This is a genomic window from Halomonas sp. Bachu 37, from assembly GCF_039691755.1.
GTDB lineage: Bacteria > Pseudomonadota > Gammaproteobacteria > Pseudomonadales > Halomonadaceae > Vreelandella > Vreelandella kashgarensis.
The window spans coordinates 1054168-1075808 of record NZ_CP137552.1; the positions used below are offsets into that span (position 1 = coordinate 1054168).

A 21641-nucleotide genomic window follows, 5' to 3' on the forward strand; every position below is an offset into this window, starting at 1 on the left:
GTAACCAAACTTACGTAGAGAATATCAATCGCTGCTCATGATACCCAGCAGGGAAAGCAGGCTGACGAACAGGTTATAAATCGAGACATAGAGAGTGATCGTTGCGAGGATATAGTTGGTCTCGCCTGCACGATGAATGATCTCGCTGGTCTGGTAGAGGATTGCCGCCGAGGCGAACAGGACAAAGCCTGCGGAAACCATCAACGACAAAGCCGGGATATTGAAAATAAGGCCCGCCACCATGGCCAGAATCAGAACGATCGCCCCGGCCATGAGGAAGTTGCCCAGAAAACTAAAGTCTTTCTTGGTAACCAGCGCCACCGCCGAAAGCCCCACGAAAGTCAGGCCGGTCATGGCCAATGCATTCATGATCAAGGCGGCGCCGTTAGGCAACGTCAGATAGGCGCTCAGAATAGGTCCCAGGGTAAAGCCCATGAATCCTGTAAAAGCGAATGTCGCCAATAGACCTGCTGCTGAATTGGCTGTCTTGTGTACCAGGAACATGAGCCCGTAAGCACCGATAAAAAAGACGAATATATTCATCCTCTCGATACCCAGAGCCATGGCGCCACCTGCCGTGACCGCAGAGAAAAGCAATGTCATGGCAAGCAGTGCATAGGTGTTGCGTAATACCTTGTTTGCACTGACCGAACTGACACCACGTTGCGTCTGATGCGTCACGTTGGAATCTTGATAAGCCATCGTTGGAATGCTCCCTAAAAGCGTAATATCACAACAGACAAGAATGCCGGTCTATGGTTCCCGACGCAAGTTATCTTCTACGCGCCTTCAACGCAAGTGGCGACCATGTCAACGATAATAGCTATTCAACACTTATCGTGCAGAAAGGCCAACCCGTGTTCGGCGTATCGTTTCTCTCAGCAACGCTGGCCATAGCCGTACACAAACGAAGGCCACCTTTCGTCCCAAGCGATAGGACAGCACATCGGCAAGTCGCTCGGCATCGCGTACAGGCTGCCTGAGATCCTTGAAGGCCAGGCGTTGATACGTCACGGAATCGCCACCGGTGGAATAAACGTGGGTAGCCAGTGAAGCCGTATGCAGGGCAATGGCAATTCCATCGCCTGCAAATGACGGAATAACCGCTGTTTGGTCTCCCAATGGGAAGAGACCTGGCACCGAGTCATCGGGTGAACGGATATATCCATAGGGTATACCGGATACTGCCAAAGGCTCGCACCAGCACGGTGATAAACTGGCGAGACGCTGGTTCATATGGGACGAAGTGCTACCAAGCCAATCAAGTATCTTGGCCCAATTACCTCCACATGCTTTATAGATGTCCTGCGTGATCAAGAAGCTGAGGTTGACACCGCCCTCCTCTATCGGCTCCAAGCCGGCGTAACCGCCATTGAATAAATGGATTTCAACTGTATTCCTCCATATATCCTGCTGCATTGCGCTGGGGCTAAAATGCATCTTAAGCCCGATAAAACCATGGTGGCGGGATGCTTGCACATTGCGTTTCCAGTGGCGAAGTTCATGCTTGCCAGTGGCGAGAAATACCGACTTTGCTGAAAGCACTGTGCCAGCTCGCCCCAAAACAGACTGGTTTGAGGACCTCAGTTTCCATCCATCGCCCGCCCGTGACAAATGTCTGACCGTTGTTCCAAGCTCCACGGCGGCACCCGCAGCGTCAGCATGCTCAAGCAAGGCCGAATCCAGTCTGCATCGGGACAAGCTCCATGCGGTGAATGGTAGGTTGAAGGCAAGTTCATGCTCGCCATTATAAAACCGCGCATGGCGAATAGGTTCAGCACCTAACGCAACAATATCCAACCCGAGTTCCTCGAGATATTGCGCGGCTTCATAGCTGATGAACTCACCACAAACCTTGTGGTGTGGGCCTCGCTTTCGTTCCAGCAGACGCACCGGTATGCCTCGCCTGGATAATCCGATTGCCGCCGCAGCCCCCGCCGGCCCGCCCCCGATGATTACCGTCTCGTCGCTCATCGAATCGGTGATTCCTTGACACAAGAAACACATAGGCGGAACGGAAAAAACCATTGAACACGCACACGATCATCCAGCCCAGCCTCAGCGATCAGCCGTTGCCAATCAGCCTTGGTAAAGGCGCGCGCCACCGATACGGCAGCATCATGGCGGATCAGTCGATTGCGACTAAACAGTGCGGTGGCTCCCTTGATAAAATAATAAGGAAGCGGATTTCGATGCAGATCATTGATAAACCAGCCTTTTCGCGCTCGCCTTTGCATCCAGCGCATGAAATCGACAATCTGTGTATCTGTAAGATGATGCGTAAACAACGACGATATGACGATATCTACCGGCTGATCTGGCTCGAACTCGAGTACATTCGCGGTTTCGTAACTTCCTGCTGAAGACGATGGCCTGGATTCGGCCGATTTCTTTGACCACGGGTTCAGGTCAACACCGACCATACTGCAACCCACCTCCTCGACACGAGTAGGCCATTTTCTAGCAATTTGCCGCAACATGTCCCCACCGCCGCTGGCGGCATCAAGAACAAAAAGACGTTCACTGCTTTCCATCCAAGGACGAAGCCATTGCAGGGTCGGTCGATAGGCCAGCGTCAGGTGATTAATACGTTCGAGGCCGATGAGACAATCGTGGAATTCTTCATACGGAATATTCGCCTCATCCATGAGTTCCTTTTTGCCACTGCGTTGACTGAAGTCCGGCATGTATCTTTTATCATCCTTGATGTACGAAACGCATGCTTTCGATGGTCAGTCCAGGTCCAAATGCCATTGCCAGGCCTGGACCCGGTTTTTGGGGGTTGTTCAACATATTACGAAGCACGAACATGATGGTTGCCGATGACATGTTGCCGAACTTTCGGAGCACTTCCCGCGACTCGCTAAGCTGATGCTCTTCGAGCTCCGCTCCCGCTTTTACCGCGTCCAACACCGTACGTCCGCCGGGGTGAATTGCCCAGTGCTTGATATCACTGCGTGCGTAACCGTCCAGCAGCGTGTTGAGCACAAGCGGTAGATTCTTGGCAATGGCACCCGGCACTTTTCCTGACAAATGCATGTCGAAACCTTGGTTACCAACGCGCCAGGTAATTAAATCATCAGTTTCCGGCATCACATCCGAGTCGAAACCTTGGATTTCGAGGCCGATGGGCTGCGCCGACACGATGCTTGCTGCGCAACCATCGGCAAAAATCGCAAACGATAGAATCTCTTCGAGCGTTCCCGTGGATTTGAGGTGAAGGGTGCAAAGCTCGAGATTAAGCACCAGCACTTTCGCGTGAGGCTCCGAACGAGCAATATGCCGGGCTAACTTGAGCGCATTGATCGCAGCGTAACACCCCATAAAGCCTACGGTGGTACGCTCGATATTACCCGGCAGCCCGTAGTGCTGAATCAATTGATGATCCAGCCCCGGTGCATAAAATCCAGTGCAGGTTGTTGTGATCAAGTGGGTGGTGCCGGTGAGGTCAAGTTGGTCCAAGGCGCGCTTTGCCAAGGTGAAAGCGAAGCGTTCGTAAAATTCCATACGTGCCTGAGTACCAGGAAAAGCACCATTCCGATAGAAGCTCTCTATATCCAGCTTATCGTCATCCGGATGAGGTTGCAGGAACGAGTATCGATGTTCTATCTGGGATCGTTCTGCCATTCGTTGGAACAGCTTGATTGAACGCTTGTCCGGCAGAAGCTGCGGGCAGTACTCGATGAACTTGCCATGGATATCAAAGTCCGGCACAGCAGTGGCGATATTATTTATATAGATTTTTTTCATTATCAGTTCCCTATGAAATTTCACTTATCACCGCGATTACTATGAAATTAATTTCACAACGGAAATAAGAGGCCCATCCATGGTGCCAATACACTTCACGTGATGTTATTCACAAACATACAAATGCCCAAAAATCTAACGCAATTATGAAAATAGTATTTAAACACTCTGATGTAAAGGCGCCCAACTGCAGCAACAAGGCATTACGAAATACTTGTGATTAATTTACTGGTCAATACTTTCATGAAATATGCTTAGCCACGCCAGCTTTAAACAAGAAAACTAATCGGAAGCGCCGTAAGCTGAAAAGGTTAAAGTAAAAAGGGCCAAGCATTTCGATTCAGGAAATCGACTGCCAATGATAAGACATTAACTCTCAGGCAACAAAAAAGCCGCTGAAATCAGCGGCTTTTTTAATAAGTGGCGGAGGGACAGGGATTCGAACCCTGGATAGGCTATTAACCTATGCCGGTTTTCAAGACCGGTGCATTCAACCGCTCTGCCATCCCTCCGGCTTACGGGTGCGTATATTAACAGAACTTCCTTGGAAGTCAACGACCTCAATAAAGTCGTAGCCCTATGCGCGTAATATTTCCTTTATCCATTTCGCTCACTACCCAGTGTATGCCGTGCCAATCGACATCGTCCCCCACCACGGGGTGGCCGCCAACACGCAGGGAGACGAACTCGGCCAGGCTCATGTCCTGTTCTCCTGGGCTGAGGGTCAAGCCGTAGGCTTGGGCGACATCCTGCATGAGGGCGCTACCATCCAGAGTGAAGGTACCGAAGAAAGCGCGCTCCTGCTTGAGCCTCGCATCACCATTGAATAATCGATTCAGGGCGGGAAGATCATCCGTTCGACCAATGACGCAAATAACGTCCCCCAAGCGCAATCGTGTACTGCCCTTGGGGTGGAGCATGACATGGCTGCGGAACAGAGCGGAAATGAGTGCCCCGGAGGGAAAGCGTAACAGGCGGATCGGGACGTCCTCTAGGTCCTGATTCTCGACCACATAGACGAACATCTCGAAATCATTTTCGGGAAGAATTCCCAGAGGCCCGCGCTGATTGGGGGTGGTTCCGGCGGGAACTTCCACACGTAGCCATTTCGCCATCCAGGAAATCGAGCCCCCCTGGACCAGAAGAGACATCAACACAACGGCGAAGGCGACATTGAAGTACAAGGAAGCGTTTTCCACACCACCGATCACCGGGAATATCGCCAACACGATGGGAACGGCGCCCCGCAGCCCTACCCAGGCAATGAAAAAGGTCTCGCGCCAGCGAAACCTGAAGAAGGGCTTGATCGTCAGCAATACCGCCAATGGCCTGGCCAGGAAAATCAGACCCAATGCCACCACCCCGCCCGGCAGTGCGTATTCCAGCATTTCACTGGGCGTAACCAATAACCCCAGTATCAGGAACAAGCCTATCTGACTCAACCAGGCCAGGCCATCGTGTACCGGCAGGATGAAATTAAGGTGGCGACCCGGCTGATTGCCGATCATCAAGCCGGTCAAGTAGATCGCCAGAAAGCCGCTGCCACCTAATATGCTGGTAAGCCCGAAGACACTAAACCCCAAGGCCAACGCCAGCATGGCGTACAGGCCCGGCGCCAGGTCCAGCCAACGCAACAGCTTGGCGCTGAGCCAGCCGGCGCCCAACCCCAGGATCAGCCCCACACCGAATTGAGAGACAAGGAACAATAGCGTTTCGCCGATGCCGCCGATCTCCCCGACCAGAAGCTCGACCAGCATCAAGGTCAGGAATATAGCCATGGGATCGTTGGTGCCGGACTCGATTTCCAGGGTGGCTCCCACCCTTTCATTGAGATTCACCCCGCGGCCACTGAGCATGGAGAATACCGCCGCCGCATCAGTGGAGCCCACTATGGCCCCGACGAGAAGGCCTTGAGTCAACGAAAGCTCGAAGACCCACATGGCAATCAGTCCCACCACCCCGCTGGTGATGAATACACCTGCGGTGGCAAGCGACAACGCCGGTTTGAAGCCGACCCGGAATGTTTTCAAGCGAGTCCGAAGGCCACCATCCAACAGAATCATGGCCAGGGCGAGATGGCCAATCAAAAAGGCTAGTGAATAATCGCTGAATTCGATGCCGAGAATACCCTCTTCCCCTGCCAGCATTCCCAGCCCCAGGAAGATCAACAGCAGAGGCAGCCCGACGAGGGCCGACAAGCGGCTGGCGAGAATGCTGAGTGACATTAAAAATCCACACAGCAGGAAAAGTGTATTGATCGAATCCACGGTGCCTCGCTCCTTGCAACCAACTGCGCCCATTATCGCATGTCTGTCTGGATTTTACTGATGCGGCAGTGCCAAACACTGCCCTATCATGTATGAAAATTTATGCATGAAAGGTGGTCAGCAAGTTTCACCAGCAGATACACTTCAACCTCGCCGACTCCCTGGAGCTATTGCACATGCCTCGATCAGTCTTTTCATCCGCTGGTTCATCATTGACGCGCCATCGCCCGGCCGGCCGGCCAGCGGAAAGACACCTCACGGCATGGTTAGCTCTTCTGCTGGCAGCGCTTTTGAGTTATTCCAGCGCGCTATGGGCAGAACCGGAGGCGCAAGATGCTTCCCCGACACCCGAGACCGAGGAGGCGCTGTCGCTGGATACCGAGGTCAATGTGCCTGAATTCATTGAGTCCACCGCTCCCGCAGAGCCAGTCGCGGAAGTGCCGGTCACGACGGTGATCCCAGCAGATCCTATCGAGCCACCTCCCATCGAGATCGTGGAGATAATGCTGGACTGGTATCCCAGTCCTCAACACGCGGCATTGATGATCGCGATCGAACAGGGATTATTCGCCGAGCTGGGGCTCGACGTTACGCTTATCACTCCCGGCGACCCCTCTCTGCCTTCCAAGATGTTGGCCGCAGGTGAGGTGGATTTTGCCTTGACTCGACAGCCTTTGCTGCACCTTCAAGCCCATCAGGGAACTCCCCTGGTGCGCATCGCCACGTTGATCGAAACATCGTTGACCGCCGTAATAGTGGCTGGCAGCTCGCTTGACGAGACACCTCCGGCCGCCTTGCATTATGGTTATTCCACCCTCGACAGCCGCGATGTCCTGCTGAGTTACTTGCGTTCCCGAACCTCCCCGCGTGCCGATGATCCGGCGCCCGAGCTGCTCCACTTCAATGTTGCCAATGCATTACGCGAAGAGCGAGTCGAGGCGGTGGCGGACGGCTTCTTCCATTATTTGCCCACACAGCTGGAAACCGATGGCATCGCCAATACCGTGATACGCCACGAAGCGCTGGACATCCCACGCCATGAAGGGCTAGTGATGATCGCCAACCAGGAACACTTGCGTCGCCAGCGCGACACCATAGTGCGGCTTATCGGAGCCCTGGAAGAAGCTTCGCACTGGATGGTCGAACACCCCGAGGAAGCCTGGGAGTTGCTTGTCCAGGCACGTCCGGTACTGGATAACAGCGTCAACCAAGAAGCCTGGACGGATATCTTGCATCGAGTGGCATTGCGCCCCGCGGCACTCGATTACGCAGGCTATGCCAGATTCGAAAGTTTCCTGCATGAGGCGGGACTAGTCGATACCCCCTTGCCCGTGGAACGCCTGGCTCTTGATCCTTATGCGCTTTGAACCATTTTCGCCGGTAGCGATGAGTTGTCATGACCGATAGGCCGTTGATCTTTATCGACCTCGAGACCACCGGAACCCGGACCACACGAGACAGGATCATCGAGATTGCGGCTTACAAGACGATGAACGGGGAAACGGTTTCTCGCTGGGTGAGCCTGGTAAACCCACAAAATGCTGTTCCGGCGCCTATCACCCGGCTCACCGGCCTGGACGAAGGGATACTGGAAACAGCTCCATCCTTTGCCGAGCTCGCACGGGATTTCATGGAATGGCTTGGTGACGGTATCCTCGTCGCCCACAATGCACGTTTCGACTATGGTTTTCTGCGCAACGAGTTCAAGCGCGCTGGGCTCGCTTACCGCGCCCGAATCCTGTGCACCTTGAGGCTTTCACGCCGCCTCGATCCCAGCGCCAGGGAGCATGGCCTGACGGCGCTACTGGAGCGAAACGGCATCTCCCCTGCCAGCCATCATCGAGCCGATGACGATGTCAGCGCCTTGATGACCTTATGGCGAAAATGGCAGGAGGGCATGTCCGCAACTGTTTTTATCCGGATGCTCGAGCTCGAGCGTCGTCATGCGAGCCTGCCGGCCCACCTCGACGCCAGCATTCTCGAGCAAATTCCGTCAACGCCAGGCGTCTACCTCTTCTACGGGCATAATCGAGTACCGTTATATATCGGCAAGAGCATCAACTTGCGCAGCCGAGTGCTAGGTCACTTCCAGCGAGACTACCAGGAAGAGCGCGAGATGCGACTCGCCCAGCAAGTCCAGCACATCGAGTGGCATGAGACATCGGGGGATCTAGGCGCACAACTGCTCGAGTCACGACTGATCAAGCAGTTGTCTCCGGTCATGAATAGAAAGCTGAGACGACAGTCGAACCTGTCCACATGGCAATGGAAAGAAGAGATGAACGCTCCTCGCCTGCTCAGCGGCAACCAGGTAGATATGCAGGTCGAGGCATCTCTGTTCGGCTTGTTTCGTAGTGCTCGGGATGCGCAGAACGCCCTGCGACAGATTGCCGACGAGGCGCAGCTTTGCCCGCGCCTGCTGGGGCTGGAAAAAGGCAAGGGACGCTGTTTCTCGAGTCAGTTAGGCAAATGCCGCGGCGCTTGCCATGGCAGCGAAAGCATCACCGAGCATAGCCGCCGGGCTCGGCAAGCCCTTTCTCACCTCAAGCTTCGAGCCTGGCCTTGGCAGGGCCGAATCGCTATCGGGGAAGCCCCGACCCCAGCCTCGTCAAGAACGTGGCATATCGTGAATAACTGGTGTTATCTCGGGGCTGTCGACCATCTCCAGGACGCTGCCAAGCTTGGCCGCGATACGGTGCAATTCGATGGCGACAGCTACCGGATTCTCAACCGCTTTCTACGTGATAGAGAAAGCCAAGAACTCGAAGTCGTCAACCTGGAACATTAAGCGGCCAAGCCGCTACTTGCCAGCCGAGTCACTATTTTCTTGAGCGTCGAGGAACAAGCGTACCGCCTCCTGAAATGCCTCGGGCTGCTCCGCATGCAGCCAGTGCCCGGCATTCTTCAACGCCACGACACGCAAGCTGGGAAGGACATTCCGAGTCGTTTCGAGATTGTCCTGATTTACGTAATGCGAATTCGCGCCACGCAACAGCAAGGTCGGCCCCGTATATGGCTGGCTGCCTGCCGGCGGAGCGATGATATCTTCATATCCCGCCTCGATTTGATCCAGCCCGATACGCAACTCAAGCGTGTTTTCTCCACCACGCTCGAGATTCGTGGCCAGAAACAGACGCGTCGCCCGTTCCTCGACGTGCTCCGCCAGAAGATCATCGGCTTCGCGCCGGTTTTTCGGTCGCCCTTCTTCCAGGCGTCGCAGTCCGGCGAATACCGCATCGTGGCCATGCTCATAGGCAACGGCGGCAATATCGGCCACGATCAAGGAAGCAACACGGCCCGGAGCCTGTCGCGCCACGCTGATGGCAACCTTTCCGCCCATCGAATGGCCGAGCACATGGGCACGCTCGATCTCGAGCTGGTCAAGCAGCGCCAGCACATCCCCCGCCATGGCGGCGTAGCTCATGCCCCAGGCGTGGGGAGAACGGCCATGGTTGCGCAGGTCCACTGCGATGACACGCCGTGTCTGCTGCCATGCCTTGATATGGCTGCGCCAATTATCGGCACTTCCCAGAAGGCCGTGAATGACGATCAAGGGCAAGGCGTCGGCATTCGATGTACCGACATCCAGATACTGGAGCGAGACATATTGCGAGGTTTCTTGATGCTGCGCTTCCATGGTTTGCTCCTTGTTCTTTCGCCTCGTACGGCTGCCTCATTCAGGGCAACCGTACGTTGGCGACAGATTAACGGCTGGGTGCCGGCTCGAGATCCTGCTGATGGGTGAAGGTCACCAGCCGACGCGTCAACCAGGCCAGCAGGATGCCATACAACGGCAAGAAGAATAGCAGACTGATCCCCAGCTTGATGACGTAGTCCACCCAGGCGATTTCCATCCAGTTGGCGGCCATGAACGGATCAGGGCTGTGGTAAAACGCCATCGAGAAAAAGGCAAAGGTATCGGCAAGGTTACCGAGAATCGTGGAGCAGGCCGGGGCCACCCACCATGCCCGCATATGGCGTAGCCTGTCGAAGACGCGAACGTCGAGGAGCTGGCCGATCACATAGGCCATGAAGCTTGCCAGGGCGATCCTGGCGACGAACAGATTCCACTCCCCCAGCGCTTCCAGGCCCGCGTAGCTACCGCGCGGGAAAACGACCGAGACGATATAGGAAATGAGCAGCGCTGGCACCATGACCCGCACAATGATCGCACGGGCCGGCTCCTTGCCGAACAGCCGCACGGTCAAATCGGTAGCCAGGAAAATGAAGGGAAAACTGAACGCCCCCCAGGTCGTATGGAACCCAAAGAGAGTAAAGGGCAACTGCACCAGGTAATTGCTGGCAGTAATGATGAGGATATGAAATGCCACCATCAGGGCGAGACAACGGCGATACTGGGTTTCCGTCAGGGCAAACATCGAGAATGTTCCTTTTTGGGCTTGGAAAGCGGGAGGGGTTAGGGAACCCTCGTGGGATCGCGCCCAAGGCGCGTCAGGGCGGGCATTATACGCATCCCGTATCGGAAAGAAAGCCACCTGCAGGCAGGTGGCTTGAGGGAAGATGAATTGCTGTCCGTTACGCCTTGCGCAGAAACCAGCATGACTTGACGCTTATGGCAAGTCGATCATGTCGGCCGGGCCTGATCGGCCGCTCCGACGTTGCGCTCCAGCATGATGTCGTGAACGTCTTGCAGGCTAGCGGGATCATCAATCGTGGATGGCACACCGAACTCCTTGCCATCGGCAATACTACGCAGCAACTTGCGCAGGATCTTGCCTGAACGGGTCTTGGGTAATCTCGATACTACCAGCACCTGCTTGAAACAGGCGATCGGGCCGATCTGCGCTCGCACTCGTGCGATCAATTCCTCTTCCAACGTCACTTCATCACCCTGGAAGCTATCTTTGGGAATGACCAGGCCGATGGGAACCTGCCCCTTCAGTTCGTCATGAATGCCGATGACGGCACACTCCGCCACTGCGGGATGAGAGCCGACCACTTCCTCCATCTCGCCGGTCGAGAGCCGATGACCGGCGACATTGATCACATCATCGGTGCGACCCATGATGAAGAGATAACCGTCATCGTCGAAGTAGCCACCGTCGCCGGTCAGGTAGTAACCGGGAAACGCCGCCATGTAAGCGCTATGGAAACGCTGGGGATCACCCCAAACCCCCGTCAGGCATCCCGGAGGCAGCGGTTGCTTGATGACCACGCTGCCCTGCTCCATGGGGCCGGTGCTCTCCCCATCCCGGTCGAGTATCTGCACGTTGAAGCCCGAGACCGGAACGGTAGCGGAACCGGCCTTGGTCGGCATCGGCTCGATACCGCGCATGTTGGCGGCAATGGGCCACCCGGTTTCGGTTTGCCACCAGTGGTCGATAACCGGCACATCGAGCAGATCATCAAGCCAATGAAAGGTCGGCGGGTCCAAGCGTTCCCCGGCGAGGTACAGCGCCTTCAGGCTGGAAATATCGTAGCGCTCCAGCTGAGCACCTTCGGGGTCCTCTTTCTTGATTGCACGAAAGGCAGTCGGCGCAGTGAAGAAGCTCTTTACACGATACTCCTGAATCAAACGCCAGAAGGCCCCGGAATCCGGGGTCTTGATCGGCTTGCCCTCGTAGACCACGGTGCTGCACCCCATCAGCAAGGGGGCGTAGACGATATAGGAGTGGCCTACGACCCACCCGACATCCGATGCGGAAAAGAACACCTCCCCCGGCGCCATGTCGTAAATGGCCTCCATGGAATAGTGCAAGGCGACGGCATAGCCACCGGTATCGCGTACGATGCCCTTGGGTTTTCCTGTCGTGCCCGAGGTATAAAGCACGTAGAGAGGATCCGTCGCCTTGACCGGCACACACTCGGCCCATTCCGCCTGCTCGATCAACTGTTGCCAGTCGTGGTCCTTCGCCCCAAGGTCGGCGAGACACGCTTCGCGCTGCAGGATGACCGTGGCATCCGGCGCATGGGCACTCAACTGCAAGGCCTCGTCGATAATCGGCTTGTAGGGCAGCACCTTGTCGACTTCCACCCCACAGGAAGCGGCAACGATCACCTTGGGTTGAGCGTCGTCGATCCTGATCGACAATTCGTGGGGAGCAAATCCGCCGAACACGACGGAGTGAACCGCACCAAGGCGCGCGCAGGCGAACATGGCCACCAGAGCCTCGGGCACCATCGGCATGTAGATAACCACCCGATCACCCTTCTCTACTCCAAGCTGCTTGAGCGCGCCGGCAAATCGGGCGACCTGATCGCATAACTGGCGAAAGGTCAGAGTCGACTTCTGCTGAGTGACCGGCGAATCCCAGTAGATAGCCGGTTGATCGCCACGCCCTTGTTCCACATGGTGATCCAGCGCGGCATGGCTGATATTCATTTCACCGTCGCTGTACCAACGGGCATGCCCCTGTTCGTCATAGGTCAGAATGGAAGTGGGTGGAGTAAACCAGGGAATGCGCTTGGCCTGTTGCGCCCAGAACGCTTCAGGATCGCTAATGGAACGGGAAAATTCCTGTTGGTATCGGCTCATTGGGTTCCGCCTGCTGTATCGAACGAGAAGATCGTTGCGCCTGCCTGTGTGCTTATTAGAGTGTTTCGCTCGTAGCGTCTAATGGCACCGCAAGACTTGATTGTTGACACTCTAGAGGATTAAACCCTTTATCGCTTCATACTATGGGCTAAAAGCCGACCAAAGGCGTAAACCAAACGCCACGATTGTTGACAACAGTCAATTAATTTTAGGTTCGAGAGTGAGGCAAAAACCAAGCGGAAGGAAAAATTCTTATATCATTGATACATCGTTAAACAAGAACTTGGACAGGTCGCGCTGAAGTAATGATGATAAGAAGATCACCATATCGCGACGCAGTTGCATGCAAATGCCGCCTGATCACTAACAACACGCCATGGGGACACCCATTGCACTGGCAGGGAGAATGTCATGCCCCCTTCATCCAGCGCCGCCTCACGCCTTCTCGATCAGGACGGTCGAGCCATTGCCAACGGCACCCAGCTGCTCAAGGCGATGGCCAATGAAAAGCGCTTACAGATACTATGCTTGCTGGCTGACAAGGAACTTTCCGTTACCCAGATCAACCAGCAATTGACACTGAGCCAATCAGCGTTGTCCCAGCATCTGGCCATTCTCAGACATGACGGCCTGGTCAACACTCGCCGGGATTCTCAAACCATCTATTACTCGTTGAACAGCAAAAGTGCCAGCGCAATACTTGAGATACTCGCCAGGTACTATGCCGGCTAAGGCTCAATGCTTTTGCCACCGAGCCGCATCCAGCGCCCCCACCAATTTGACTATGGCACTTTCCACGCCCCCGGATATGGCCAGACCCAGCTTTTTGCTCAGTGGTTTGGGACCATCAAGTCTGACCAACAGCACCTGGGCCTCCTTCATGCGTTCGACCAGATAAGCTTCACTGGTATCTACCGCATCCACCAAACCGTTTTGCAAGGCTTCGCTGCCATACCATATCTCCCCAGTGGCAAGCGCATCGATATCCATGGACGGGCGGCGTTGCGCCACATAGTCCTTGAATAGACGATGGGTATTTTCCAGATCCTCCACGAACTTTTCTCGTCCCTCGTCCGTGTTCTCACCCAGCATGGTCAAGGTGCGCTTGTATTTACCGGCGGTAAGCAGCTCGACATCGACATCGTGGCGCTTCAGCAGGCGATGGACATTGGGAACCTGGGCAACCACCCCGATCGATCCGATGACGGCGAATGGCGCCGCTCTGACTTGAGAGGCCGTACAGGCCATCATGTACCCGCCACTGGCAGCCACCTTGTCCACGCAGACTACCGTCTTCAAGCCGGCATTACGCAAACGGTCCAGCTCGGCTGATGCCAGACCATAGGCATGCACCAGGCCACCGCCAGATTCCAGCCTGACCACTACCTCGTCGTCGTGTTCCGCCACCTCCAGCAACGCCGAAATCTCCTGGGCCAGATGGTCCGTTCCAGAAGCCTTGATGTCACCATGGTAATCCAGCACCCAGACATGTTCCGGCCTGACCTCCGGTAGATTCTTCGAGCCGCCTTCCTTGCCTTTCAGACGCGCCTTGTCATCGCGACGAAACTTCTTGAGCAACTTCTTGCGGCTATTGGGAGCGGCAGTCGCCATGGCGAGACGGCGGCGGCGATAGCGCCGCTGATCGTTCAAGACCTCGATGTGCAGGTTGAGCTGTTCATCGCTGTCCTGACGCATTTTCGCTACAAGCGCTATCCCGACACCAATCACCACCAGCACGATGATGATCTGCAACGTAAACGTGCCCATCTGGATGGCCCATTCACTCATGGTGACTCCTTGTTAATACATGAGAACTACGCCGTTTTTACGCGCTCTCATGCTTGATTAAAACGAATGTTTGAAATAACCTCTGGGCAGTTTATCCGCACCGGCCTCCGGTGCCAATCCATTACCGCCTGAAAGGGCCTCGATAGAAGAGCGCAACAATGTCGACCAACACTCTGGAAAAACTGCAAAGTCGTTTCGATCCCGAAGCCGCCAAGGGCATGGATGAAGTGTTTCAATTCCATTTCAGCGATGCCGGCAGTCACTATCTGGTCATCAAGGATGGAACTCTGGGTGTCCATGAAGGGGAACACGACGACCCGTCTGTCAGCCTCAGCATGAGCACCGATACGCTGAAGGGTATCATGAGTGGCGACATCAACGGCATGACCGCATTCATGACCGGCAAGCTCAAGGCGACAGGCAATGTGATGCTGGCAACCAAGCTCTCGTCTCTATTTCCCAGCAAATAAATTAGTTAGCGAGTAGACTATTCCGGCAAAAAATTGTTTCAGCGAAAAAGTTCCACCGGGGTGGCGTAAAGACCACCCTTTTTGCTTTCTTCAAACTTTCCTGTCACGGCTATGTACTGCCACTGGCCTTGTTTACAAGTGGGCCAGATGGGTTTCTATCAGCTCGCGGGAGATGGAAAAGACCGGCGGCAAGCTGGGGAGATGACGGGGGGAGAACCAGGCGGCATCGCTGATCTCAACGCCATCGATACGGATACGCCGCGTGGTGGCTTCAGCGAAGTAGCCCAGCATCAGCGAATGGGGAAACGGCCAAGCCTGGCTACGGTGATAGCGAACACGGTCGATGGTCACCCCCACTTCCTCGAAGACCTCTCGATGCACGGCCTCCTCCGCCGACTCACCCGGCTCGATAAAACCGGCGAGGGTCGAATACCGCCCGGCGGGAAAACGCGGGCTGCGAGCCAGCAACATCGCTTCTCCACACGTCACCAACGTAATGATGCAGGGGGAGATACGCGGATAGTTGCGATGTCCGCAGGCATGGCAATGCATGGCGAATTCCGCTTCCAGCTTGGAGGCTTTCGCTCCGCAGCGGCCGCAGAAGCGATGATTTTCCAACCAGGCACTCACCTGCAAGGCGGTAGAGACCAGCCCGTACCAGGATTCAGGTAACCGCGCCAGCCAGTTGCGTCCATCGATCCAGCTTTCGTTTGCAGCCGTTGTCAGACGCAGCCCCACCGGCTCATCGTGCCAATAACATAATGGCTGGACGTCGTCTCCCCAGGCTTGCCTGGGCTGCAACGGTATCAACTCCTCACCGAGTGAGAGCAATTCGTCTGGCTGGGCAGGCGCGGGGGCTATCTTGCCCTGGGCCAGCAACATAATACGCCCCTCGCTTTCGCCGACAGGGATCTCGCGTCTAAGCATGTTCACCCGCCGTGTACGGCCAGGCGATACTCGCGGCGGCACATTTGGCCTGATGAGCGGCTTGTTCATCCGCACTGGGACGAATCACCCGTAACCGCCCCGGCTCGAGTTGCAGGCGATTGATCGCCATCCCCTCGTCGACAACCTGCTGAGAGCTGGACTGGCTTTCGCTATTGGCCTCCAGTGTGAGCGCCGTCTGCCCGCCGGTCATCGCCAGGTAGACTTCCGCCAGTATCTCCGCATCCAGCAACGCCCCGTGGAGAACGCGGTGGCCGTTATCGATCGCGTAACGCTTGCACAATGCATCCAGGCTATTGCGCTGCCCTGGGTGCTTCTGGCGCGCCATGACCAGGGTATCGAGTACTCCGCAGTAGTCTGCGACCGGCCCCAATGGCATGGTACCCTGAGAGTTTAGCTGCGCCAGTTCATGGTCGATGAACCCTACGTCGAACGGCGCATTGTGGATGATCAGTTCCGCTCCCTGGATGAATTCCCAGAAGGCTTCCGCTACATCCGCAAAGACCGGCTCGTTGGCCACCTTCTCGTTGGTAATGCCGTGTACCGCCACGACTTCGGCATCGATATGCCGCTGAGGATTGATGTATTGATGATAGGTTCGGCCGGTAAGACGACGGTTGATCATTTCCACCGCACCGATTTCCACCAGTCGATGCCCGTCTCTGGGGTCGATACCCGTGGTTTCGGTATCAAGGATGATCTGACGCATGGCGGACTCCCTGGTTGTGTTCGTCAATGGCGGCGTTGGCTAGGGCATCGGCTCGCTCGTTCTCGACATGGCCGCTGTGGCCCCTTACCCAATGCCACTCCACTTCGTGGCGTTGTGTTTCCTCATGCAGCGTTTTCCACAACTCGGCATTCTTCACCGGCTGGCGCCCAGCGGTTTTCCAGTTCCGCTTGAGCCAATTGTGTATCCACTGGGTAATACCCTGGCGCACATATTGGGAATCGGTCCATAGCGTGACGCGGCAAGGCTTTTTCAATTCACGCAGCGCCATGATAGCCGCCATCAGCTCCATGCGGTTATTGGTGGTGAGCGTTTCATAACCTTTCAGCGTCTTTTCATGCGAGCCACTATACAGAATTGCCCCCCACCCCCCCGGGCCGGGGTTGCCACGACAGGCACCATCGGTATAGATGGTGACCTCGGGCTTGTCGTCATTTGAGGCGTGACTCACGCGACCATCCTTTCATTCATTATATTGCGGTCATTCATGGGGCCGGCGACTGGAGCCCGAGCGAGTCGCCCCCAGCGAGGCCTTGCCCAGCGTGGAGGAAAGACCGAATCTGAGACGATTGACATGGGCTCGCTGCTGCTTGCGCCGGGCTCGAATCATGTAACTAGCGGAAATGGGGAGGTTATAGCGTCTCCCCAATGTTTCCCATACGTTGGAGGGCGTGTGGCGCCCTGGCAGCTGGAAACCGCAATAGTCTACTCGGTCTATTTCAAAATCGACAAATGCCAGCCAATCTCCCAACTGGGACGGTGTACGCCAGGTTCCGCTCCATGGGTAGCGCTGGCGTCTACCGGGCCATTGTCTGTCCAGCCCTGCCAAGCCGTACGGCATGAAGCCGAAAATAATCAGCGCACCGTCATCGGAGGTGACTCGAGCGGCCTCCTGCAAGGCGTGGTGAGCGTGGGGCAAGCTTTCGAGCAGATGGTGTATGACGGTCAAGGCCAGGCAGCCATCCGGTAACGGCAGCGCTTGCGGTTCACATATCAACGTCCGCTCATCCTGGGCCATCTCCCTGACGGGCGCCCAGCGCAGCACATGGCGAATCGGACACATTGTGGTCAGCGGGGCCGCCATTCCCATTTCCAGGCTGTGAGCGCCGAATAGGCGCTCACACACCGGGCCAAGGCATGCCCGCTGGGCCTCCCATTGGGACTGACCCGCTCGAGTTTGCCAATAGTCCCGGCTTTCCTCCAGACACCGAGCCAGTTCCATCGCCTTTGTCGAATTTGACATGAAAAGCGCTTCCCTCCACAGTAACGGCTTTTTGGCAACCTCTTTCACTTGCCGCGGCGCCCCTTCGCGCCGCGCCAGCCCGATCACAAGGATCCCGCCGATGCTGAGCGTGACACCGATCCCTGCACTTAGCGACAACTATATCTGGCTCCTGAGACAGGATTCGAGTCAAGACGTTTGTGTGGTGGACCCCGGTGAAGCCGCTCCCGTTCTCGCCTTGCTGGAACGCGAAGAGCTGGTGCTGAATACCATCATGATCACTCATCACCATGCCGATCACACTGGTGGCCTGAAAGAGCTGATCAAGCGCTACCAGCCCCGGGTCATTGGCCCCGACAACCCGGCAATCAACGGGATCGACGAGGTAGTGGGAGACGGCGATGAAGTCCGCGTCATGGGCCGCTTGTTCGAGGTAATCGCGACGCCGGGGCATACGTTGGATCACGTCAGCTACTTCACCGCTGGCATTCCGCCGTTGCTGCTCTGTGGCGATACCCTGTTCGCGGCGGGATGCGGGCGTATTTTCGAAGGTACTCCCGAGCAGATGTATCGCTCGCTGAGCCGGCTTGCACGTTTGCCCGAGGATACACTGGTCTTTGCCGGGCACGAATACACGCAAGCCAACCTCAAGTTTGCCACTGCCGCCGATGGCGATAATGCCGAAGTCGCCAATGCACTGGAAGAGTGCCGAAAAGCCCGGGCACTGGATCGTCCCACCTTACCCAGCACGATAGGACGCGAGCTGAAAATCAATCCATTTCTGCGCACCGGTGATGATCGTATGCGCGCCGCAGCGGCCATGCAAGGTAGTGCCGACGATGATCTGGCCACTTTCACCACGCTGCGTGAATGGAAAGATAATTTCTGAACGTTGCCCTAAAAGAGCACCTGTTACGGTATGACCTATCGAACTCTACGCCAACGCCTACTGATCACAGCTGCGGGAGCCTTCCTTCTTGGCTCCGTGCTGGTATCGGCGAGCACGACGCAAGCCTCTGCCATTCAACGGCCCGGTATCTCGAGCATTTCTGCCACCTCCTTCTGGAGTGCACTGGAGCTGCAACAGCAGGATGCCTGGTCCGCCTTGCGCGAGACCTTCCAATGGCAGGACGAGCACCGCTCCCTGGCGACGAGAGACCAAGCCCGAGTGCAGAAGTGGATCGATCACTACCTCTCGAACCCGGAAAACATCGTTGAGATCGCCGAACGCGCAAGGCCTTGGCTCGTCTGGATCACCCAACAGATCGAAGCCCGAGGTTTGCCGGGCGAGCTGGCATTGCTCCCTTTTATAGAGAGTTCATTCGACCCTGCTGCTCGCAGTCACCGCGGAGCGGCCGGCCTGTGGCAATTCATGCCGCGTACCGGCGATGCCCTGGGCCTGGTACGTAACGGCAACTATGACGGTCGCCTGGACGTGGTCAATTCCACCCGTGCCGCGCTGGAATATATCGAGCTCCAGGCGGAACAGTGGTACGAGGGCGACATCCCTCTCTCGCTAGCTGCTTACAACGCCGGGGCCGGCACGGTCAACCGAGCGCGCCGAAACGCGGAAAACCAAGGGCTGTCGGCAACGTACTGGAGTCTTCAGTTGCCCAATGAAACCATGCAGTACCTGCCCAAGCTGTACGCCATATCCGCGATAATCAACGACCCTGATCGCTATCAGGTCGAGCTACCGGATATTCATGCCGAGCCAGCATTCGCCAAGGTGCAACTAAAGCAGGCGGTAAGCCTGACGGACGCGTCACGCATATTGAACGTTCACAAACGGGATCTCGCCAAACTCAATCCAGGACTGCTCAATGGGGTAGTCGAGCCACGTACGGCACGCACACTTCTGGTTCCAGATGATGTCGATACCTCGCGTCTGGCCAGTCTGACCCAGGTGGCCGAGGTAGATACGACCCGGAACATGGGCGATACGACCCATGTCGTCCAACGGGGTGACAGCCTGTCCGCGATCGCGGCCCGCTACAATGTCAGCCAGCGGGATCTGGCGCGCTGGAATGCGCTGGAGCAACCCGGGGCTTTACAACCGGGGCAACTCCTGACACTTTCTGAGCGCTAGGTTATTGAATCCCGTGCATAAGGAAGCCGACAATGCGGTGTGTCGCAAACCATCTAATTGCCCTGCTTTTGCTCTTGGCACCGTCGGCTTTCGCCACCAGCACTGAGAGTCGCGACCAGTTTACCGCGACACATGCTCTTTCCCTCTACGACACACCGGCGCTGGACGAAGACTTTCCCTACTTTCCTCACGTCAATCCAGATGCCCCCAAGGGGGGCAGCATGGTACGGACGGCCGTAGGCAGCAGTTTCGACTCCACCAACCCCTTCATCATCCGGGGAACCCCGGCGACCGGCATTTCGCAAATCTACGACACTCTGATGGCCAGCAACCCGGGCGAACCCTTCAGCCTGTACGGCTTGCTGGCCCATCGTGTTCGTCTGGCGGACGACCGCAGTTGGATCGAGTTCGACTTGCGCCCCGAGGCACGCTTTCAGGATGGCCAGCCTCTCACCGCTCATGACGTGGTGTTCAGCTTCAACCTGCTACGAGAGGAAGGCAACCCTTTCTACAGCAGTTACTATGCCGGGGTGGAAGGGGTCGAAGCACTGGATGATTACCGCGTCAGATTCGATTTCAACGACACCCAATCCCGCGAATTGCCTCTTATTGTCGCGCAGCTTCCCATCCTGCCCCGCCATTACTGGGAATCGCGCGACTTCTCCTCCCCGACGCTGGAGAAACACCCCGGTTCCGGCCCCTACCGCATTGCCGAGGTGGACCCAGGCAGGCGAATCGTCTTTGAGCGCGACGAGACATACTGGGGCAAGGACCTGCCCGTCAATCGCGGACGTTACAACATCGACCGATTGGCTTTCGATTATTATCGCGACCGGGAAATTTCCTGGGAGGCCTTCAAGGCCGGTTTGACCGATTTTCGCACCGATGCCCGCGCCTCCACCTGGGCCATTGGTTACGACTTTCCCGCCTATGAGGATGGTCTGGTCAAGCGCCTTACGGTACCCGACGTGAATCCTTCGATGATGCAGGCATTCGTGTTCAACTTGCGCAAGGACAAGTTCAGCGATCCTCGCGTGCGCGAAGCGCTCAGCCTGACTTTCGATTTTCCTTGGCTGAATACCAATATCTTCTACGGCACCTATCAGCGAACCCAAAGCTTCTTTGAGAATTCCGAGATGGAAGCCGAAGGTTTGCCTGGGGACGAGGAGCTCGCCCTGCTCGAGCCTCACCGGGAGGCCATCGTAGCGGAGCACGGTTCCGATAGGCTATTCACCGAGCCGTTACCCATCGACCATCCGCAGGAGTTACGCGAACGGCTGCGCTTGGCACTCGACCTGCTGCGGGATGCCGGATATGAGGTCAGAAACGGCGTGCTGGTCAATAGCGAGACGGGGCGTCCACTGGAGCTTGAAGTGTTGCTCTACGACTCCGCCCTGGAACGTGTCGTCCAGCCCATGCTGCGCAACATGGCACGGCTGGGCGTACAGACCAGCATCCGCATCGTGGACATTAACCAATTCCTCAACCGGCAGCGCAACTTCGACTTCGACATCGTCATCAGTCACTTTCCCCAATCCAACAATCCGGGTAACGAGCAACGTGATTTCTGGACATCGGCAACGGCGGAGACACCACAGAGTCGTAACCGGATGGGATTGAAAAATCCCGTTGTCGATGAACTGGTGGAGCGCCTGATACGTGTCGATAATCGCGAGGAGCTCAACCACATCGTACAAGCGCTTGATCGGGTGCTACGCTGGGGATTCTATGTCATTCCCCATTATCATTCGGGGGAGACACGTATCGCCATCTGGGATAAATTCCGCTATCCCGAACCGTTCCCGGAATACGCCATGGATCTTGACGCCTGGTGGGTGGACACCGAGCGAGAAGATGAAATTCAGCGTCGCGTACGCCGCCGCTGAT

At 56.3% G+C, this 21641-nt stretch carries 20 protein-coding genes and 1 tRNA gene; 7 read left to right on the forward strand and 14 right to left on the reverse strand.

Features of this window, described 5'->3' with window-relative positions:
* Positions 1-24 precede the first annotated feature (24 nt).
* The 6 genes from R5M92_RS04845 to R5M92_RS04870 form a co-directional block, all read right to left on the reverse strand.
* Positions 25-702, reverse strand: coding sequence for a Bax inhibitor-1/YccA family protein (locus R5M92_RS04845; protein WP_346798271.1), 678 nt, complete (start codon positions 700-702; stop codon positions 25-27).
* Between the two features lie 132 nt (positions 703-834).
* Positions 835-1974 (reverse strand): NAD(P)/FAD-dependent oxidoreductase, encoded by a 1140-nt coding sequence (locus tag R5M92_RS04850; protein WP_346798272.1) that lies wholly within the window; start codon positions 1972-1974, stop codon positions 835-837.
* Entirely contained in the window at positions 1971-2687 is a 717-nt protein-coding gene (locus tag R5M92_RS04855) for a methyltransferase domain-containing protein (protein ID WP_346798274.1), read from the reverse strand. Before R5M92_RS04855 ends, R5M92_RS04850 begins: the two co-directional genes overlap by 4 nt.
* 10 nt (positions 2688-2697) lie before the next feature.
* Positions 2698-3750, reverse strand: coding sequence for a type III polyketide synthase (locus R5M92_RS04860; RefSeq protein ID WP_346798275.1), 1053 nt, complete (start codon positions 3748-3750; stop codon positions 2698-2700).
* Between the two features lie 421 nt (positions 3751-4171).
* Positions 4172-4262 (reverse strand) — tRNA-Ser (locus R5M92_RS04865).
* Between the two features lie 48 nt (positions 4263-4310).
* Positions 4311-6017, reverse strand: coding sequence for a potassium/proton antiporter (locus tag R5M92_RS04870; protein WP_346798276.1), 1707 nt, complete (start codon positions 6015-6017; stop codon positions 4311-4313).
* A 290-nt stretch (positions 6018-6307) separates the two neighbouring features.
* On the opposite strand from R5M92_RS04870, the gene R5M92_RS04875 reads away from it, so the two are divergent.
* Both R5M92_RS04875 and R5M92_RS04880 read left to right on the forward strand, forming a co-directional pair.
* Positions 6308-7384 (forward strand): ABC transporter substrate-binding protein, encoded by a 1077-nt coding sequence (locus R5M92_RS04875; protein WP_346798277.1) that lies wholly within the window; start codon positions 6308-6310, stop codon positions 7382-7384.
* Positions 7385-7413: 29 nt separating this feature from the next.
* The gene (locus R5M92_RS04880) at positions 7414-8805 is read left to right on the forward strand and encodes a 3'-5' exonuclease family protein (RefSeq protein ID WP_346798278.1); all 1392 of its coding nucleotides are present in this window, start codon (positions 7414-7416) and stop codon (positions 8803-8805) included.
* Between the two features lie 12 nt (positions 8806-8817).
* Here R5M92_RS04880 and R5M92_RS04885 read toward each other — a convergent pair whose 3' ends face one another.
* The 3 genes from R5M92_RS04885 to R5M92_RS04895 form a co-directional block, all read right to left on the reverse strand.
* Positions 8818-9654, reverse strand: a complete 837-nt coding sequence (locus tag R5M92_RS04885) for an alpha/beta fold hydrolase (RefSeq protein WP_346798279.1) — start codon at positions 9652-9654, stop codon at positions 8818-8820.
* A 67-nt stretch (positions 9655-9721) separates the two neighbouring features.
* A complete protein-coding gene (locus tag R5M92_RS04890; RefSeq protein ID WP_346798280.1) occupies positions 9722-10396 on the reverse strand; it encodes a 7-cyano-7-deazaguanine/7-aminomethyl-7-deazaguanine transporter in 675 nt (224 codons plus the stop codon).
* Positions 10397-10602: 206 nt separating this feature from the next.
* On the reverse strand, positions 10603-12513 hold the full coding sequence (locus R5M92_RS04895; protein ID WP_346798281.1) for a propionyl-CoA synthetase: 1911 nt from the start codon (positions 12511-12513) through the stop codon (positions 10603-10605).
* A 411-nt stretch (positions 12514-12924) separates the two neighbouring features.
* Here R5M92_RS04895 and R5M92_RS04900 point away from each other — a divergent pair, with 411 nt between their 5' ends.
* On the forward strand, positions 12925-13245 hold the full coding sequence (locus R5M92_RS04900; protein WP_346798282.1) for a metalloregulator ArsR/SmtB family transcription factor: 321 nt from the start codon (positions 12925-12927) through the stop codon (positions 13243-13245).
* 3 nt (positions 13246-13248) lie between these two features.
* Here R5M92_RS04900 and sohB read toward each other — a convergent pair whose 3' ends face one another.
* Positions 13249-14301: a protease SohB gene (gene sohB / locus R5M92_RS04905; protein ID WP_346798284.1), complete on the reverse strand. Its 1053-nt coding sequence runs from the start codon at positions 14299-14301 to the stop codon at positions 13249-13251.
* A 158-nt stretch (positions 14302-14459) separates the two neighbouring features.
* Between sohB and R5M92_RS04910 the strand changes: the two genes are divergently transcribed.
* Positions 14460-14771, forward strand: a complete 312-nt coding sequence (locus tag R5M92_RS04910; RefSeq protein WP_346798285.1) for an SCP2 sterol-binding domain-containing protein — start codon at positions 14460-14462, stop codon at positions 14769-14771.
* A gap of 132 nt (positions 14772-14903) precedes the next feature.
* Here R5M92_RS04910 and nudC read toward each other — a convergent pair whose 3' ends face one another.
* The 4 genes from nudC to R5M92_RS04930 are packed head-to-tail and all read right to left on the reverse strand — an operon-like array spanning position 14904 to position 17686.
* Positions 14904-15698, reverse strand: coding sequence for an NAD(+) diphosphatase (nudC, locus tag R5M92_RS04915; RefSeq protein WP_346798286.1), 795 nt, complete (start codon positions 15696-15698; stop codon positions 14904-14906).
* Complete coding sequence (dnaQ, locus tag R5M92_RS04920; protein ID WP_346798287.1) at positions 15691-16425, reverse strand: DNA polymerase III subunit epsilon; 735 nt, start codon at positions 16423-16425, stop codon at positions 15691-15693. Before dnaQ ends, nudC begins: the two co-directional genes overlap by 8 nt.
* Positions 16406-16894, reverse strand: coding sequence for a ribonuclease HI (gene rnhA, locus R5M92_RS04925; protein WP_346798289.1), 489 nt, complete (start codon positions 16892-16894; stop codon positions 16406-16408). Before rnhA ends, dnaQ begins: the two co-directional genes overlap by 20 nt.
* Positions 16895-16924: 30 nt before the next feature.
* Positions 16925-17686 (reverse strand): methyltransferase domain-containing protein, encoded by a 762-nt coding sequence (locus tag R5M92_RS04930; RefSeq protein ID WP_346798290.1) that lies wholly within the window; start codon positions 17684-17686, stop codon positions 16925-16927.
* A gap of 100 nt (positions 17687-17786) precedes the next feature.
* Here R5M92_RS04930 and gloB point away from each other — a divergent pair, with 100 nt between their 5' ends.
* The 3 genes from gloB to R5M92_RS04945 are packed head-to-tail and all read left to right on the forward strand — an operon-like array spanning position 17787 to position 21640.
* Entirely contained in the window at positions 17787-18554 is a 768-nt protein-coding gene (gene gloB, locus R5M92_RS04935; protein WP_346798291.1) for a hydroxyacylglutathione hydrolase, read from the forward strand.
* Between the two features lie 30 nt (positions 18555-18584).
* Positions 18585-19754 (forward strand): transglycosylase SLT domain-containing protein, encoded by a 1170-nt coding sequence (locus tag R5M92_RS04940; protein WP_346798292.1) that lies wholly within the window; start codon positions 18585-18587, stop codon positions 19752-19754.
* Between the two features lie 32 nt (positions 19755-19786).
* The gene (locus R5M92_RS04945) at positions 19787-21640 is read left to right on the forward strand and encodes an extracellular solute-binding protein (RefSeq protein WP_346798293.1); all 1854 of its coding nucleotides are present in this window, start codon (positions 19787-19789) and stop codon (positions 21638-21640) included.
* Position 21641: the final 1 nt, after the last annotated feature.